At 66.8% G+C, this 15,338-nt stretch carries 16 protein-coding genes; 5 read left to right on the forward strand and 11 right to left on the reverse strand.

Translation table 11 applies throughout. The features are described from left to right. Positions 1-58 precede the first annotated feature (58 nt). The 7 genes from QN347_RS16400 to QN347_RS16430 form a co-directional block, all read right to left on the reverse strand. Entirely contained in the window at positions 59-970 is a 912-nt protein-coding gene (locus QN347_RS16400) for an alpha/beta hydrolase (RefSeq protein WP_322162592.1), read from the reverse strand. Next, positions 967-1,176, reverse strand: coding sequence for a helix-turn-helix transcriptional regulator (locus QN347_RS16405; RefSeq protein WP_133186518.1), 210 nt, complete (start codon positions 1,174-1,176; stop codon positions 967-969). Before QN347_RS16405 ends, QN347_RS16400 begins: the two co-directional genes overlap by 4 nt. Then, positions 1,173-1,592, reverse strand: coding sequence for a hypothetical protein (locus QN347_RS16410; RefSeq protein ID WP_322162595.1), 420 nt, complete (start codon positions 1,590-1,592; stop codon positions 1,173-1,175). The genes QN347_RS16405 and QN347_RS16410 overlap by 4 nt, the downstream gene beginning before the upstream one ends. Next, positions 1,589-1,996: a hypothetical protein gene (locus QN347_RS16415; RefSeq protein WP_322162596.1), complete on the reverse strand. Its 408-nt coding sequence runs from the start codon at positions 1,994-1,996 to the stop codon at positions 1,589-1,591. The genes QN347_RS16410 and QN347_RS16415 overlap by 4 nt, the downstream gene beginning before the upstream one ends. A 222-nt stretch (positions 1,997-2,218) precedes the next feature. Then, positions 2,219-3,838: an NAD(P)/FAD-dependent oxidoreductase gene (locus tag QN347_RS16420; RefSeq protein ID WP_322162598.1), complete on the reverse strand. Its 1,620-nt coding sequence runs from the start codon at positions 3,836-3,838 to the stop codon at positions 2,219-2,221. A gap of 70 nt (positions 3,839-3,908) precedes the next feature. Beyond that, positions 3,909-4,163 carry a DUF6356 family protein gene (locus QN347_RS16425; RefSeq protein WP_133186524.1) on the reverse strand — a complete coding sequence of 85 codons (255 nt, stop codon included), beginning with the start codon at positions 4,161-4,163 and terminating at the stop codon, positions 3,909-3,911. A gap of 18 nt (positions 4,164-4,181) precedes the next feature. Further along, positions 4,182-5,591, reverse strand: coding sequence for a glutamate ligase domain-containing protein (locus QN347_RS16430; RefSeq protein WP_189675795.1), 1,410 nt, complete (start codon positions 5,589-5,591; stop codon positions 4,182-4,184). A 46-nt stretch (positions 5,592-5,637) separates the two neighbouring features. Here QN347_RS16430 and QN347_RS16435 point away from each other — a divergent pair, with 46 nt between their 5' ends. From QN347_RS16435 to QN347_RS16455, 5 genes are all read left to right on the forward strand, one after another. Continuing rightward, on the forward strand, positions 5,638-6,453 hold the full coding sequence (locus tag QN347_RS16435; RefSeq protein WP_189675794.1) for an LD-carboxypeptidase: 816 nt from the start codon (positions 5,638-5,640) through the stop codon (positions 6,451-6,453). Between the two features lie 48 nt (positions 6,454-6,501). After that, positions 6,502-7,857, forward strand: a complete 1,356-nt coding sequence (locus QN347_RS16440; protein WP_322162602.1) for a M48 family metalloprotease — start codon at positions 6,502-6,504, stop codon at positions 7,855-7,857. After that, the gene (locus tag QN347_RS16445) at positions 7,857-8,588 is read left to right on the forward strand and encodes a DsbA family protein (protein WP_322162604.1); all 732 of its coding nucleotides are present in this window, start codon (positions 7,857-7,859) and stop codon (positions 8,586-8,588) included. Before QN347_RS16440 ends, QN347_RS16445 begins: the two co-directional genes overlap by 1 nt. Positions 8,589-8,773: 185 nt before the next feature. Beyond that, positions 8,774-9,700 carry an ABC transporter ATP-binding protein gene (locus tag QN347_RS16450; protein ID WP_322162606.1) on the forward strand — a complete coding sequence of 309 codons (927 nt, stop codon included), beginning with the start codon at positions 8,774-8,776 and terminating at the stop codon, positions 9,698-9,700. 88 nt (positions 9,701-9,788) lie between these two features. Beyond that, positions 9,789-10,583, forward strand: coding sequence for an ABC transporter permease (locus QN347_RS16455; protein ID WP_133186536.1), 795 nt, complete (start codon positions 9,789-9,791; stop codon positions 10,581-10,583). Between the two features lie 26 nt (positions 10,584-10,609). On the opposite strand, the gene QN347_RS16460 is transcribed toward QN347_RS16455, so the two are convergent. From QN347_RS16460 to QN347_RS16475, 4 genes are all read right to left on the reverse strand, one after another. Beyond that, positions 10,610-12,472, reverse strand: coding sequence for a CocE/NonD family hydrolase (locus QN347_RS16460; RefSeq protein WP_322162608.1), 1,863 nt, complete (start codon positions 12,470-12,472; stop codon positions 10,610-10,612). A 141-nt stretch (positions 12,473-12,613) separates the two neighbouring features. Beyond that, positions 12,614-13,582 (reverse strand): class II fructose-bisphosphatase, encoded by a 969-nt coding sequence (glpX, locus tag QN347_RS16465; RefSeq protein WP_133186552.1) that lies wholly within the window; start codon positions 13,580-13,582, stop codon positions 12,614-12,616. A 191-nt stretch (positions 13,583-13,773) separates the two neighbouring features. Next, positions 13,774-14,598 carry a 2,3,4,5-tetrahydropyridine-2,6-dicarboxylate N-succinyltransferase gene (gene dapD / locus QN347_RS16470; RefSeq protein WP_322162611.1) on the reverse strand — a complete coding sequence of 275 codons (825 nt, stop codon included), beginning with the start codon at positions 14,596-14,598 and terminating at the stop codon, positions 13,774-13,776. After that, entirely contained in the window at positions 14,595-15,263 is a 669-nt protein-coding gene (locus tag QN347_RS16475) for a pyrimidine 5'-nucleotidase (RefSeq protein ID WP_133186556.1), read from the reverse strand. The genes dapD and QN347_RS16475 overlap by 4 nt, the downstream gene beginning before the upstream one ends. Between the last annotated feature and the right edge of the window lie 75 nt (positions 15,264-15,338).

Consider the following 15,338-nt stretch of genomic DNA (forward strand, 5'->3'; position numbering starts at 1 on the left):
AGATGTGTATAAGAGACAGGCCCCGGCCTTCGCCGGGGAACAGGAGCGAGTTGGCCCTTTACTTCGCTTCGACGAAGGCGAGCACCGCCGCCTTGAACGCGTCGGGCTGGTCGAGCATCACCATGTGCGCACTCTCGGCAATGTCGGCGAAGGCGATATGCGCCGCGGCGGCGTATTGCTTGCGATAGAAGGCGTCGGCCTTCGCCTTTGGCAACGTCGCCGCATTCCACGGATAGAGCATCGTGATCGGCGTCGCGATCGTCGCGAGCGACGGGCGCAGGTCGGTCGTCAGATCCTCGTACATCGCCTCGCCGGTGACGCGCGGATCGGCGGCCTTCGCCCAGGCGGACATCGTGACGACGCTGCCGGGCTTGAGCGCGAGTCCCCGCGTTTGCGCCGCGACCATTTCGTCGCTCAGCGGCTTGCCATAACTGGCGACGATCCCGTCGCGCATCTTGGCAGCGTACGGCGCGACCATCGCGGGCGTCGGATCGACCCCGGGCGGGGCCATGATCACCGCGAAGAACGGCAGCGAATCGACGATCATCAATCGCGACAGGTCGCTCGGATGCGCTTTTGCGAGCATCAGGCCGACCAGCCCGCCCATCGAATGCCCGACGACCAGCGCCTTCTGCAGCTTCTCCGCCGCGATATAGCCGTCGAGATCGGCGACGATCCCATCGAGCACGCCGGGCTGGAGATTGGCCCCCGGATCGTCGCCGCCAAAGCCATTCACTTGCACCAGGATGACGCGGTGCTTCGCGGCGAGCGCGGGCGCGACGCCGTCCCATACCGCGCGCGGGGAGGCGAGGCCGGGGATCAGGATCACCGGGCTGCCCGTGCCGATCGTCACGATCGAGATATGCGGCAACCGCACCTCGGGTGTCGCCGCAAGCGGCGCCGCGAGGGCGGGCGTGGCGGGAAGCAGCGCGAGCGCAGCAACGAGGCAGGCTTTGAGGACAGGCTTCACGCTACATCTCCTTTGGAGGGACTGGCGAAAATCGCTTCGATCGGAAGCTCGAACAGTTCGGCGATGCGGAAGGCGAGCGGGAGCGAGGGATCGTAGCGCCCGGTCTCGATCGCGTTGACGCTTTGGCGCGATACGTCGAGCCGCTCGGCGAGATCGCCCTGGCTCCAGTTGCGCTCGGCCCGCAGCACCTTGAGGCGGTTGATCATGCCGCGTCCTCGCCGCGCCGCTCGATCACGGCGTTGACCGCCGATCCGAGGCCCAGCCCGGCAAACCATGTGATCGGCACGAAGAACAGCGGCACGTGCGGCGCGTGTGCATAGACTTCGAGAAACCCCCAGCCGGTCGCGAGCGTCATCGCAAAGCCCGTCGCGACCAGCGCCTTGCGCACTTCGAGCATCCGCCGATATTCGTCGCGCAGGTCGATCAGATAGCGCCCGATGATCCAGAACACCGCGCTGAGCGGGAACGCGGGGAGCAAAGCGATCAGCCACAGGAGCGGCCCCTCGGCGTGGAGCGCGCGGATCAGGAAGGGCGATACCCAGACCAGCACGGCGTAGAGTGCCATCGCGGGGACGAAGCGGCGCAGATAGGCGCGGTCGGCCGGGTCGATACGGCGGCTCACAGCGCGGCGTCCGCGCCGAACAGGCGATCGGCGCAGTTGCCCAGACCCAGTCCGCCGAACCATAGCACCGCGACGTAATAGGGCTCGACATGGCCGACGAGGTCGAACGCCTCGAGGAACCCCCACAAGGTCGCGGCGCTCAGCGCGAAGCCGCTTGCCCACAGCGTCTGGCGGACCATCAGCATGCGCAGATATTCGTCCTGCTCGTCGGCCAGATAGCGCCCGATCGCGACGAACACGCCGATGATCGGCAGCGCGGGCAGTATCGCAACGATCCAGGCGGCGGGGCCGGCGACGCGGTGATGCTTGAAAGCATAGACCGCGGCAAGCAACGCGGCGGCGTATAGCAGCGCCAGCCAGAGCGTGCGGACTTGATAGCGGCGGGCGGCAACGGTGCGCGACATGGAAAGCTCCCTTTCACGTTTGTGAAGGAGGCTTTACAGTCACGGTCGCTTGTCTGTCAAGCGAGCTTTCCATCCGGTTTGTGCTGCGGGTCTACCTCTTCCGTCACCCCGGCCTTGTGCCGGGGTCTACCGGGATGCGCGTACTACAGCGACCACTCGCGCGGCGCGGTGGACCCCGGGACGAGCCCGGGGTGACGACGGGGCGAGTGAACCAGCCCGAACTTACGCGCCGATCGCCCGCGCGACGGCCTCAGCCACCTTGATCCCGTCGACCGCCGCCGACAGAATCCCCCCGGCGTACCCAGCGCCTTCGCCCGCCGGGAACAGCCCGGAAGTGTTGAGGCTCTGGAAATCGTCGCCGCGCGTGATGCGGAGCGGCGAGGAGGTGCGCGTCTCGACGCCGGTCAGCACCGCATCGGGATGGTCGTAACCGGGGATCTCGCGGCCGAACTGGACGAGCGCCTCGCGCATCGCGGTCACCGCGAACTCGGGCAGGCATTCCGCGAGGTCGGTCATGTGGACGCCGGGCTTGTACGACGGCACGACGCTGGCGAGCTTGGTCGAGGCGCGCCCGGCAAGGAAATCGCCGAGCAATTGCGCCGGCGCGGCATAGGTTGATCCCCCCGCGACGAAGGCGCGCGATTCCCAATGGCGTTGCAATGCTATCCCGGCGAGCGGATCGCCGGGATAATCGCGCGCCGGGTCGATCCCGACGACGAGCCCCGAATTGGCGTTGCGCTCGTTGCGCGAATATTGGCTCATGCCGTTGGTCGCGACACGGCCTTCCTCCGAGGTCGCCGCCACCACCGTTCCGCCCGGGCACATGCAGAAGCTGTACGCCGTGCGCCCGTTCTTGGCGTGGTGCGACAGCGCGTAATCGGCCGCGCCGAGGATCGGGTTGCCGGCATTGGGACCGAAGCGCGCATCGTCGATCCACGATTGCGGATGCTCGATGCGGACGCCGATCGAGAAGGGCTTGGCCTCGAGATAGACGCCCTTGTCGTGCAGCATCGCAAAGGTGTCGCGCGCGCTGTGGCCGACCGCGAGCACGACCTGTTCGGCTTCCAGATAATCGCCCGTATGCAGGTGCAGCCCGCGCACTTTCCGCGTGCCATCGGCGGCCGTCGCCACGTCGATCCCGTCGACACGAGTCTCGAAGCGATATTCGCCGCCGAGCGCCTCGATCGTCGCGCGCATGCTCTCGACCATCGTGACGAGGCGGAAGGTGCCGATATGCGGGTGCGCCTCGGTCAGGATCTCAGGCGGCGCGCCCGCCTTGACGAACTCGATCAGCACCTTGCGGTCGAGGTGCCGCGGATCCTTGATCCGGCTGTAGAGCTTGCCGTCGGAGAAGGTGCCGGCACCACCTTCGCCGAACTGGACGTTCGATTCGGGGTTGAGCACGCTCTTGCGCCACAGCCCCCACGTGTCCTTGGTGCGTTCGCGCACGACCTTGCCGCGATCGACGATGATCGGCTTGTAGCCCATTTGCGCGAGGATCAGCCCGGCGAACAGGCCGCACGGGCCGGTGCCGATGACGACCGGGCGCGGGCCGCTATAGTCGGCGGGGGCCTGGGCGACGAATTTGTACGCCGTGTTCGGCGTCGGCTGGACGTGGCGGTCTTTCTTGAAGCGCGCGAGCACGAGAGCTTCGTTACGCAGCGTGACGTCGACCGAATAGACGAGCTGGATGTCGCTCTTGATCCGCGCATCGTGCGCACGCCGCGCGATCGAAAAGCGGACGAGGTCGCGCGGGGTGATCCGCAAGCGATTGCGGATCGCGGCGGTCAGTTCCTCGTCGGCGTGATGGAGCGGGAGCTTGAGTTCGGTGATGCGGAGCATCGCGACGCTGTAGCGGGGAAGAGCGCGTTCGGGAATGTAGTTCCTCCCCGGCCCGGGGAGGATTAAGGGTTCAGATCACATATTCGACGGTGCGGCGCTGCAATTCATCCGCGCTCGCCGCCGCGCGTTTCGCCACGATCTGCGCGTTCAACCGCATCACTGTGCGGCTCCCGGTGGTCTTGAACGCGAACGGCAGGAACGCATGCACCACGCCGGCAAGCCCGCCGCCGATCATCGTCATGCCGAAGCGCGAGGCGACGAGGAAATGTTCGCCAAAGGTCTCGCCGACCGAGGCGGGGTGATCGAGGAACAGGCGGCGAAACATAAGGCGGCTCCTTGTAGGTCAGCGCAGTCTAGCGGCAATCTGTGGCAACATGTCGGCAGCAAGCTGGCTCAGCGTATCGTCGCGCGCCCCCATTACCACGATCCGGTCGCCGGGTCGCGCCTGCGCAATGATCCACGCGGCGGCATCGGCGCGGTCGGCGAGGTGATGGGCTTGCGGACCGATTTCGGCGACGATGTCGGCGCTGGTCACTTCGCGCGCGACGGTGCCGCCCTGATAGACCGGGTCGGGCAAGACGAGCCGGTCGTCGCCGCCGAGCGCATCGCGGAACATCGCGACCAGTTCGATCCGCATGACCTTGAGCGGGCCGTAGCCATGCGGCTGGAACAGCACGAGCAGCCGCCCGGGGAAAGCATGCAACGTCGCCAGCGTCGCGGCGATCTTGTCGGGGTTGTGCCCGAAATCGTCGAGCACGGTGACACCGTCAGCCTCGCCGACCAGCTCGAAGCGGCGCTTGAGGCCGGTGAAGCCACCGATCGCGGCGATTGCTTCGCGAAGCGGCACGCCGGCTGCGCGCGCCGCGCCAAGCGCCGCGAGCGCGTTCGACACGTTGTGCCGCCCCGGAACGGCGAGCCGGACCGCGTGGGTCGCGCCATCGGCGATCAGGTCGAACCCGATGGCGAACGGCTCCGGCGCAAGGTTGCGCGCGCTCAGGTCGGCGTCGGCATCGACCGCGAAGGTGACCAGCTTTGCCGAGTCGAGCGTCGAGGCCAGCGCGGCGGTTTCGGCGTCCCCGATGTTGAGAACCGTCGTCTGCGCCTTACCCGCGAACTCGCCGAACAGCGCACGCAATTCCTCGAGCGACTTATGGTCGAGGCTGACATTGTTGAGCACCGCGATCTTCGGCGCGTACAGCGCGATCGACCCGTCGCTCTCATCGACTTCGCTGACGAACGCCTCGCCCGCGCCGACCAGCGCGCTGGCAAACGGCGCGTCGGGGCTCGCAAAGTTCTTCATCACCGCGCCGTTCATCACGGTCGGGTCGCGCCCGCAGGCGTGGAGGATCCAGCCGATCATCCCCGTCACGGTCGACTTGCCGCTCGTCCCCGCAACGCCGATCGGCAGCGCGCTCGCGTTGAACAGCGAGGCGAGCAGTTCGGGCCGGCTAAGCCGTTGCGCCCCGACGCGCTCGGCAGCGACGATGTCGGCCACCGAGGCTTCCACAGCGGCCGAAGCGACGACGATCTGCGCGGCCGAGGTCACGCCCGAGCCGTCCTGCGGGAACAGCGTCACGCCCTTTGCGGCAAGATCGGCGAACTTGGCGGGCAGGGCGCCGCGATCGAGCGAACGGTCCGAACCCGCCACGCGCGCGCCGCGCCCGGCGAGGATCATCGCGAGCGGCATCATGCCGCTGCCGCCAATGCCCACGAAGAAATAGGGGGCGAAGAAGTATGATTTGCCGTTGCTCATGGCCGGGGGCTATCGCGGGCAGCGACGGAGTGCAACGGAGCTGAACATGCGAATTGGGATCGTGGCACCCGCCAAGGGGATTGACGAAGCGCTCGCCTCGCGGGCGCTCGGCCTTGCGGCGGTGGCGATGCCTTCGGTCGATCTCGTCTTCCATCCGCAATGCTTCCTGTCCGACGGTCATTTCGCCGGCCCCGACGCGGCGCGCGCGGCGGCTTTCCTCGAAATCGCCAATGATCCTGCGTTCGACGCGATCTGGTTCGCGCGCGGCGGCTATGGCTCGAACCGCATCCTCCACACCGTCATGCCGCAGCTCGGCGAGGCCGCGCGGCGGAAGACCTATCTTGGTTTCTCCGACATGGGGTTCCTGCTCGGCGCGCTCTATGCCGCCAAGATCGGGCGGCCGGCGCACGGCCCGATGATCCTCGATGCGCGGCGCAGCGATGGCGGCTTCGCCTTCGCGCGGGGCTTGCGCTGGCTCGCCACCAAGGACCGCGCGGTGCTCGAACCCGGGCTCGACGGCCACCCCGCCGCCGCCTTCAACCTCGCGATCCTGACCGCGTTGATCGGCACGCCGTGGCTGCCCGATCTCACCGATCACGTGCTGCTGATCGAGGAAGTGTCCGAACCGCTCTACCGCATCGACCGGATGCTCTTCACGATGGCGCACGCGACGCAGTTGAAGGGGCTGGCGGGCGTGCGGCTCGGCAATGTCACCGATATCCAGGCCAACGAACCGCCGTGGGGCGAAAGCCTCGAGACGATGATCGTGCGCTGGTGCGGCGAGATGGGGGTGCGCTATCTCGGGCGCGCCGAAATTGGCCATGGGGCGGGCAATCACGTCGTCCCGTTCGGCCTGGCGTAGCGCCGCATGGGCGTTGCCCCGCCCGCCAATCTCGGCGATACGGGGCGGATGAAGCGACTCTTCGCGGCGTGCGCGCTCTCCCTCCTCGCCTGGGCGCAACCGGCGGCAGCGCAATCGATCCTGCGCGATGCCGAGACCGAAGCGATGTTCAACGACATGTCGCGTCCGCTGATCCTGGCGGCGGGGCTCTCGCCGAGGAACGTCAAGGTCGTCCTGATCAACGACGATTCGATCAACGCCTTCACCGCGGGCGGGCAGACGATCTATGTCCATTCGGGGCTGATCCAGGCCGCCGACAACGCCAACCAAGTCCAGGGCGTGATCGCGCACGAGCTCGGCCATGTCGCCGACGGGCACGTCGTGCTGATGGATGCGGGCATCAAGCCCGCGCTCGGCGTCTCGATCCTCAGCATGGTGCTCGGTGTCGCGGCGATCGCCGCGGGCGCGCCCGAGGCGGGGGCGGGGATCCTCTCGGCTGGCACGACCGCGGCGCAGGGCAAGTTCCTCGCGTTCAGCCGCGTCCAGGAATCGACGGCCGACGCCACCGGCGCGAAATTCCTGCGCGAGGCCGGCGTCACCGGCAAGGGCATGCTGACCTTCTTCAAGAAGCTGCAGAACGAGGAATATGCGTACGGCCTGAAGAACATCGACCCGTTCGCGCAGAGCCATCCGCTGTCGGGCGAGCGCATCGCCAGCCTGACTGCCGACGTCATCGCCTCGCCGGCCTATGGCAAGAAGCCCGACCAGGCGCTCGAGGAACAGTTCAAGCGCATCAAGGCCAAGCTGCTCGGCTATGTCGCCGACCCCAAGACCACGCTCAACACCTATCCCGACGAGGATCAGAGCCTCTACGCGCATTACGCCCGCGCCTATGCCTGGCACAAATCGGCGTACCCCGAGAAAGCCGATGCCGAGGCCGCCGCGCTCATCAAGGCCGCGCCGCACGACCCCTATTTCCTCGAGATCCAGGGCCAGATCCTGCTCGAGGCAGGCAAGCCGCTCCAGGCGCTGGCCCCGTTGCGCGAGGCGACCGAGCTGTCGCACAACGCGCCCTTGATCGCGACGACCTTCGGCCACGCGCTGATCGCGACCGAGGACAAGGCCAATTACCCCGAGGCGATCAAGGTGCTGCGCCAGGCAGTGGCGCGCGACGACGAAAATCCCTTCGCCTGGTATCAGCTCGGCACCGTCTACGAGGCGATGGGCGACCAGCCGCGCGCGATGCTGGCAAGCGCCGAGCAAGCGAGCCTGACGGGCAACGTCCCGCTCGCCGCCTACAGCGCGCGTGGCGCGATGCAGGGGCTCGCCCCCAACAGCGTCGACTGGATCCGCGCGCAGGACATCGCGCTCGCCGCGCAGAACGAAATCGACGACAACCCGAAGAAATATAAGAAGAAACGCTGATGCGCCCGGCCTGGAATTCCATAACCCTCGCGCTCGTCGCGGGGCTGATCGGCGCGGCCGGTTTCGCCAGCCTCGAACGGCTGATCCCGGCGAGCGGGGGGGAGCGCGCACGCGTCGAAGGCGTGGTGCACGATTATCTGATGGCGCATCCCGAGATCCTTCCCGCGGCGATGGACGCCTTGCGCGACCGCGGCCATGCCGAGACGATCGCGGCGAACCGCAGCGCGATCTACACGCCGGTCGGCAGCGCCTGGGCGGGGAGCGCCAGCCCGGATGTCACCGTGGTCGAATATTTCGATTACAATTGCGGCTATTGCCGCGCCAGCCTCCCGACCATCGCGGCTTTGCTCAAGAGCGACCCCAAGGTCCGCATCGTCTATCGCGACTTCCCGATCCTCGCGCAGAGCAGCATCGATGCCGCGCGGATGAGCCTGGCGGCGGCCGAGCAGGGCAAGTTCCAGGCGTTCCACGACGCACTCTATGCCGGCGGCCCGGTCAGCACGCAGAGCATCGCCGCGGCGGCGAAGACCGCGGGCGTCGATGCCGCCCGCGCCGCGGCCTATGCGCCGCGCGCCGAGCAGGAGATCACCACAAACGCGACGATTGCACGCGCGCTCGGGATGACGGGCACGCCGAGCTGGGTGATCGGCAACAAGGTGGTTTCCTCCGCGCTCCCGCTCGAGGACTTGCAGAAGGCGATCGCCGAGGTGCGCGCGGCTGGGCTCAAGTAACACCCGTCACCCCGGCCTTGTGCCGGGGTCCACCGTGCGGCGCGCGGTCCGGCGGCAGTTCGCGCGGCACAGTGGACCCCGGCACGAGGCCGGGGTGACGGCGCGATAGGCATCGCGACTTTCATACCGAGCGGTTGTTATCTCCCCGCTACCGCCCTATCTGCGCGACAACAATCGGGGGCAGCATGGACACCATTCTATCGATCGCGGGCGTGTCGAAGACCTACGCCTCGGGACATCGCGCGCTCGAGCCGGTCGATCTCGACATCGCGCGCGGCGAGATCTTCGCGTTGCTCGGACCCAACGGCGCGGGCAAGACGACGCTGATCTCGATCATTTGCGGGATCGTCACGCCAAGCACGGGGACCGTGACGGTGCTCGGCCATGACGCGCAGAAGGATTTCCGCAGCGCGCGCCGCGCGATCGGCCTCGTGCCGCAGGAATTGTCGGTCGACATGTTCGAGACCGTGCTCGCCACCGTCAAGTTCAGCCGCCGCCTGTTCGGCAAGGCCCCTGACGACGCGCATATCGAGCAAGTGTTGCGCGACCTGTCGCTGTGGGACAAGCGCGGCGCCAAGATCCGCGAGCTGTCGGGCGGCATGAAACGCCGCGTGCTGATCGCCAAGGCGCTCAGCCACGAACCCGAGATCCTGTTCCTCGACGAGCCGACCGCAGGCGTCGACGTGGCTTTGCGCCGCGACATGTGGAAGCTCGTCCACAAGCTCCGCGCCGCCGGCACGACGATCATCCTGACGACGCATTACATCGAGGAGGCCGAGGAAATGGCCGACCGCGTCGGCGTGATCGACAAGGGGCGGATCATCCTGGTCGAACGGAAGGCTGCGCTGATGAAGAAGCTCGGCAAGCGGCGGATGCTGATCGCGCTGCAGGCGCCGATGACCGCAGTGCCCGCCGATCTCGCGGCATGGAACCTCGCACTGGAGGATGAGGGCGCGACGTTGCTCTACACCTTCGATTCGGAGAATGAGGACATTCCGGGGTTGCTCGCGAAGCTCGGCACGCTCGGCATCGGCTATCGCGATCTCGAAACGCACAAGAGCTCGCTCGAAGACATTTTCGTCGATCTCGTCGAACAGAAGGACGCGGCATGAGCGCCTGGGCATCTCTTCCACCGGGTCCGCTCGTGTTGGGCAGTGCTTCGACAGGCTCAGCACGAACGGAAACAGGGAGGATCGCGGCATGAGCACGCACGCCGCAACCAAGGCCCCCGCGGTCAATTTCCACGGCATCTGGGCGATCTATCGCTTCGAGATGGCGCGCGCGCTGCGCACCTTGTGGCAGAGCCTCGTCACGCCGGTGATCACCACCTCGCTCTATTTCGTCGTGTTCGGCGGGGCGATCGGGTCGAAGATCAGCACGGTCGGCGGGGTCGGCTATGGCAGCTTCATCGTGCCCGGCTTGATCATGCTGTCGCTGCTGACGCAGAGCATCTCGAATGCCTCGATCGGCATCTATTTCCCCAAATTCACAGGCACGGTTTACGAGCTGCTTTCCGCACCGGTATCGGCGATGGAGATGGTGATCGGCTATGTCGGCGCGGCGGCGACCAAATCGATCGTGCTCGGGCTGATCATCCTCGCCACCGCGTCGCTGTTCGTGCCGCTTAGCATCGTCCATCCGGTCGCGATGCTCGCCTTTCTCGTGCTGACGAGCGTCACCTTCAGTCTGCTCGGCTTCATCATCGGCGTGTGGGCGAACGGCTTCGAGCAGCTGAACTTCATCCCCGCGCTGTTGATCACGCCGCTGACCTTCCTTGGCGGCGCCTTCTATTCGATCGACATGCTGCCGCAGCCGTGGCGGACGGTGAGCCTGTTCAACCCGGTGGTGTATCTGGTGAGCGGCTTCCGCTGGGCGTTCTTCGACAAGGGGGATGTGTCGGTGGGCTTGAGCCTGGGCGTGACCGCGCTGTTTTTGGTCGTCTGCCTCGGTGTCATATCCTGGATCTTCAAGACCGGCTGGCGGATGAAGAACTAATCTCCCTCTCCCGAAGGGAGAGGGATTTAGGGCATTACCGGCAGCACGATCTTCGAGCCGGCGCACACCTTCTGCGTCGCCTTGACGAAATCCCCCGCCTTCGCCCGCGCGATATTGGGGACGAAGCGCTGCGGGTTGCGGTCGATCACCGGGAACCAGCTCGACTGAACCTGCACCATCAGCCGGTGGCCTTTCAAGAACACATGGTCGTGCTCGCGCAGCGCTACTTCCCAGCGCGTCACCTTGCCCGGCACCAACGGCTGCGGGTTCGTGTCGCTCGCAAGGAAACGCCCCCGCCTGACATCCATCGCGATCGGCAGCTGATAGCCGTTGAGCGACTTGGCATAGTCGCCGGGCTTGGGCGATTCGGCGTTCTGCACTTGGTTGTCCGGATAGACGTCGATCAACTTGACGACGAAGTCGCTGTCGGTCCCGCTGGTCGAGACGGCAAGCTGCGCGAGGACATGCCCGGTCACCGTCAGGTCCTTCTCGAGCGGCGCGCTCGTATAGCTCAGCACGTCGGGCCGTCCGCCGAGGAAGCGCTGGTCGGCCGCCTCCCACCACGACCAGTCGGGCGAGAGATACGTCCCCGACATCGGGCGCGCGCGGAACGGCACCGGGTTGGCCGGGTCCGACACATAATCGCGGCATGCTTCGCCCACGGCAGGCGCGCTGAACGACAGCGAACCGTCGGCGTGGAGATACAGGTCGGTCGGCTTGGCGCCCGCCGCGGGCCACGCCTTGTAGCTCTTCCATGTCCAGCTCCCGCTCTGGAAGCTCTTCACGCCGGTCGTCGGCTTCGCGCCTGTCCCGTGGAGCCAATAGGCAAAGAACGGCGCCTGAATCTGCTCCTGGAACTGTGTCCCGCTCGGCACGCCGTACGGGATGGGCCCGAGCGCATTGGTCGGCCGCTGCCACCAGCCATGCGCCCAGGGGCCGGCGACCATCGTCGCGAGATGATCGGGGTCGTTCTGCGCCTGCTTGAAATAGATCTGCCACGATCCCGACGGATCTTCCTGATCCCAATAGCCCGCGACGTTGAGCGTCGGCACCGTCGTCTTGCCGAGCCGGTCGCTCCAGCGCTGATCGGTATAGAAGGCATCGTGATTGGGATGGTCGAGCAGCGCGGTGAACATCGGCACCTTGCCCTTGAACTCGGTCTTGTCGATCTGCTCGACCGGGCCCTTGGCGAGGAACCAGTCGTACGTGTCGTAGCGATCGTATTGGAACGACGTGTCCTGCGTCTTGTCGAGCTGGAGCATTGCCAGCCAGTCGGTCGCATAGGAGAGACGGAGCGCGCCGTTGCGGTGGAGATCGTCGGACTGCCAGTAATCAATCCAGGCCGCCTGCGGGCTGACCGCCTTCAACGCGGGATGCGGGCCGATCAGTGCGATCGCCGCGGCGAAGCCGGGGTAGGAGACGCCCCACATCCCGACCTTGCCGGTGTTCTGCGGCACATTCTTCACCAGCCAGTCGATGCTGTCATAGGCGTCGGTCGATTCGTCGACCTGCTTCGGATCGCCCGGATGCACCGCGGTGGAAAGCGTAAACACGCCGTCGGACTTGAAGCGCCCGCGCATCGACTGCTCGACGTAAATATAGCCGTCACGGTCGAGCGCGACTTGATTGCCCGGCGTCTTCTTCGGCGCGGAGTCGGGCACGCCATAGGGGGTGCGCGAGAACAGGATCGGCAGCGGTCCGGTCTGGTTCCGCGGACGCAAGATCACGGTCTGGAGCCGCGCGCCGTCGCGCATCGGGACCATCACTTCTTCGTAGGTGTAGGGGGAGAGCGCGGGGGCAGGGGCCGCTACGGGCGCGGCCTGCGGGCGCGCAGCGATCGGGCCGGCCAGCGCGACACCGGCAGCCAGCGCCGCCACAACTTTACGCATACCCAACCCCTAAACGTCACCCCGGCCTCGTGCCGGGGTCCACCGTGCCGCAAATGCTCACGCAGCAAGTGTGCGGCACGGTGGACCCCGGGACAAGCCCGGGGTGACGATATGGTTTAGGGTCTGGGGCTTAGGCGCGCCTCAGATCCGGTGTTCGCCCTTGACCCAGCGCACCGTGCCCGAGCTCGCGCGCATCACGACGCTCTCGGTCGTCATGATATGCCCCTTGCGCTTCACGCCGGCGAGCAGCGACCCGTCGGTCACGCCGGTCGCCGCGAAGATGCAGTCGCCGCGTGCCAGCTCGGTCAGGTCGTACTGCTTGTCGAGATCGGTCACGCCCCATTTTGCGGCGCGCGCACGCTCGTCGTCATTGCGGAACAGCAGGCGGCCCTTGAACTGCCCGCCGACGCAGCGGAGCGCCGCACACGCGAGCACGCCCTCGGGCGCGCCGCCCGAACCCATATAGATATCGATCGTCGTATCGGGGTTCGTCGTCGCGATCACGCCGGCGACGTCGCCGTCACCGATCAGCATGATGCCGCAGCCGAGTGCACGCAGCTCGGCGATGATCTTGGCGTGGCGCGGGCGGTCGAGCACGCAGGCGATGATCTCGGATGGCTTGACGCCCTTGGCGGCCGCCAGCGCGGTGACGTTCTCGGTCGGCGACTTGTCGAGGTCGATGATCCCCTCGGGATAGCCCGGGCCGCACGCAATCTTGTCCATATAGACGTCCGGCGCGTTGAGCAGCCCGCCTTCCTCGGCGATCGCGAGCACCGCGAGCGCGTTCGGACCGGCGGTGGCGCAGATCGTCGTGCCCTCGAGCGGATCGAGCGCGATGTCGATCTTCGGCCCCTTGCCGATCGCCGAGCCGACCTTCTCGCCAATGAACAGCATCGGCGCCTCATCGCGCTCGCCTTCACCGATCACGACGGTGCCGTCCATGTAGAGCGAGTTGAGCGCGGTACGCATCGCGTCGACCGCCGCCGCATCCGCCGCCTTTTCATCGCCGCGCCCGGTGAGCGTCGACGCGGCGATCGCCGCCGCCTCGGTCACGCGGACCATTTCGAGGACGAGAACACGGTCGAGCGTTTTGGAAGCGGTGGTGGTCATTGACGAAGCATCCTCTTGTTTGGGGAGGGACTAGGCGGGGCGCGTTACGTTGTCGAGACCGTCAATCCCTCTCCCTGTGGGAGAGGGAGGGAGGAGCGAAGCGACGGAAGGGTGAGGACAGGATGCGTGCTGCCCTCACCCGACCTCGCTACGCTCGGCCACCCTCTCCCGATGGGAGAGGGAGATGGAGCTCAGTCGCGCAGCAGCTCGTTGATGCTGGTCTTCGAGCGCGTCTGCGCGTCGACGCGCTTGACGATCACCGCGCAATACAGCGCCGGCTTGCCGTCGCCGCCACCGGTCGAGCCCGGCACCACCACCGAATACGGCGGCACTTCGCCGCGGAAAACTTCGCCGGTCGCGCGGTCGATGATCTTGGTGCTCGCACCGAGATACACGCCCATCGACAGCACCGCACCTTCGCCGACGCGCACACCCTCGGCGACCTCGGCCCGCGCGCCGATGAACGCGCCGTCGCCGATGATCACCGGGTCCGCCTGCAGCGGCTCGAGCACGCCGCCGATCCCGGCACCGCCCGACAGATGCACGCCCTTGCCGATCTGCGCGCACGACCCGACCGTCGCCCAGGTGTCGACCATCGTGCCCTCACCGACATAGGCGCCGATGTTGACGAAGCTCGGCATCAGAATCGCGCCCTTGCCGATGAAGCTCCCGCGCCGCGCAACCGCGCCGGGAACGACGCGGAAGCCACCTGCGCGGAACTCGGCCTCGCCCCAGCGGGCGAACTTCGAGGGCACCTTGTCGAACGCCGGAGCGCCGCCGGCGCCGCCCTCGACCAGGCTGTTGTCGTTGAGCCGGAAGGAGAGCAGCACCGCCTTCTTGAGCCACTGATTGACCTGCCAGTTGCCGTCCCCAGTCGGCTCGGCGACGCGCATCGCACCCGAATCGAGCTGGAGCAGCGCCTGCTCGACCGCGTCGCGCACATCGCCCTTGGTCGCGAAGCTGATCGTGTCGCGCGCGTCCCACGCGCCGTCGATGGTCTGCTGCAGGTCGCTCATATATCCCCCGTATGGTCGTGGAGCCACGCCGTGATGTCGGCGCAGGTGAAGTCGATGAAGGAGCGGTCCTCGCCGCCCGGTGTCTGTTCGGAGCCATTGTCGACCCACAGCGTCGTCATGCCGATTGCCTTGGCGGGCGCGAGGTTGCGCGCCATGTCCTCAGCGAACAGGCAGGTCGTCGGGTCGAGATCGAACGCCGCGCACAGCCCGGCATAGGCCGAGGCTTGCGGCTTCGGGATCAGGTCCATCGCATGGACGTCGTGGATCGCCTCGAAGCTTTCGCCGAGCCCGAGCTTCGCCAGCACCTTGCTCGCATAGGGCGTGTCGGCATTGGTGAAGACGAGTTTGCGCCCCGGCAGCTTGGCGATCGCCGCGGCGAGCGGAGCGTTTTCCTCGAGCACGTCCATCTCGATATCGTGGACATGGTCGAGAAAGGCGTGCGGGTCGACGTCATGCTCCGCCATCAGCCCGGCGAGCGTCGTGCCATGGGCGTGGAAATAGCCCTTCTGGATGCGGCGCGCCTCGACATGGTCGACCGCGAACTTGTCGGCGATATAGCCCGTCATCCGCGCATCGATCTGGTCGAACAATCGCGCGCTCGACGGGTAGAGCGTGTTGTCGAGATCGAAAATCCAGGTGCGAATATGGGCGAGGCGTGGGTCCATGCGGTGGCTCTAAGCGGGAGGGGACGTAGGGGCAAGGCGGAGACGCATCTTCGCCCCTGTCTCTTATACACATCT

It is taken from the genome of Sphingomonas sp. 10B4 (assembly GCF_035019905.1).
GTDB lineage: Bacteria > Pseudomonadota > Alphaproteobacteria > Sphingomonadales > Sphingomonadaceae > Sphingomonas > Sphingomonas glacialis.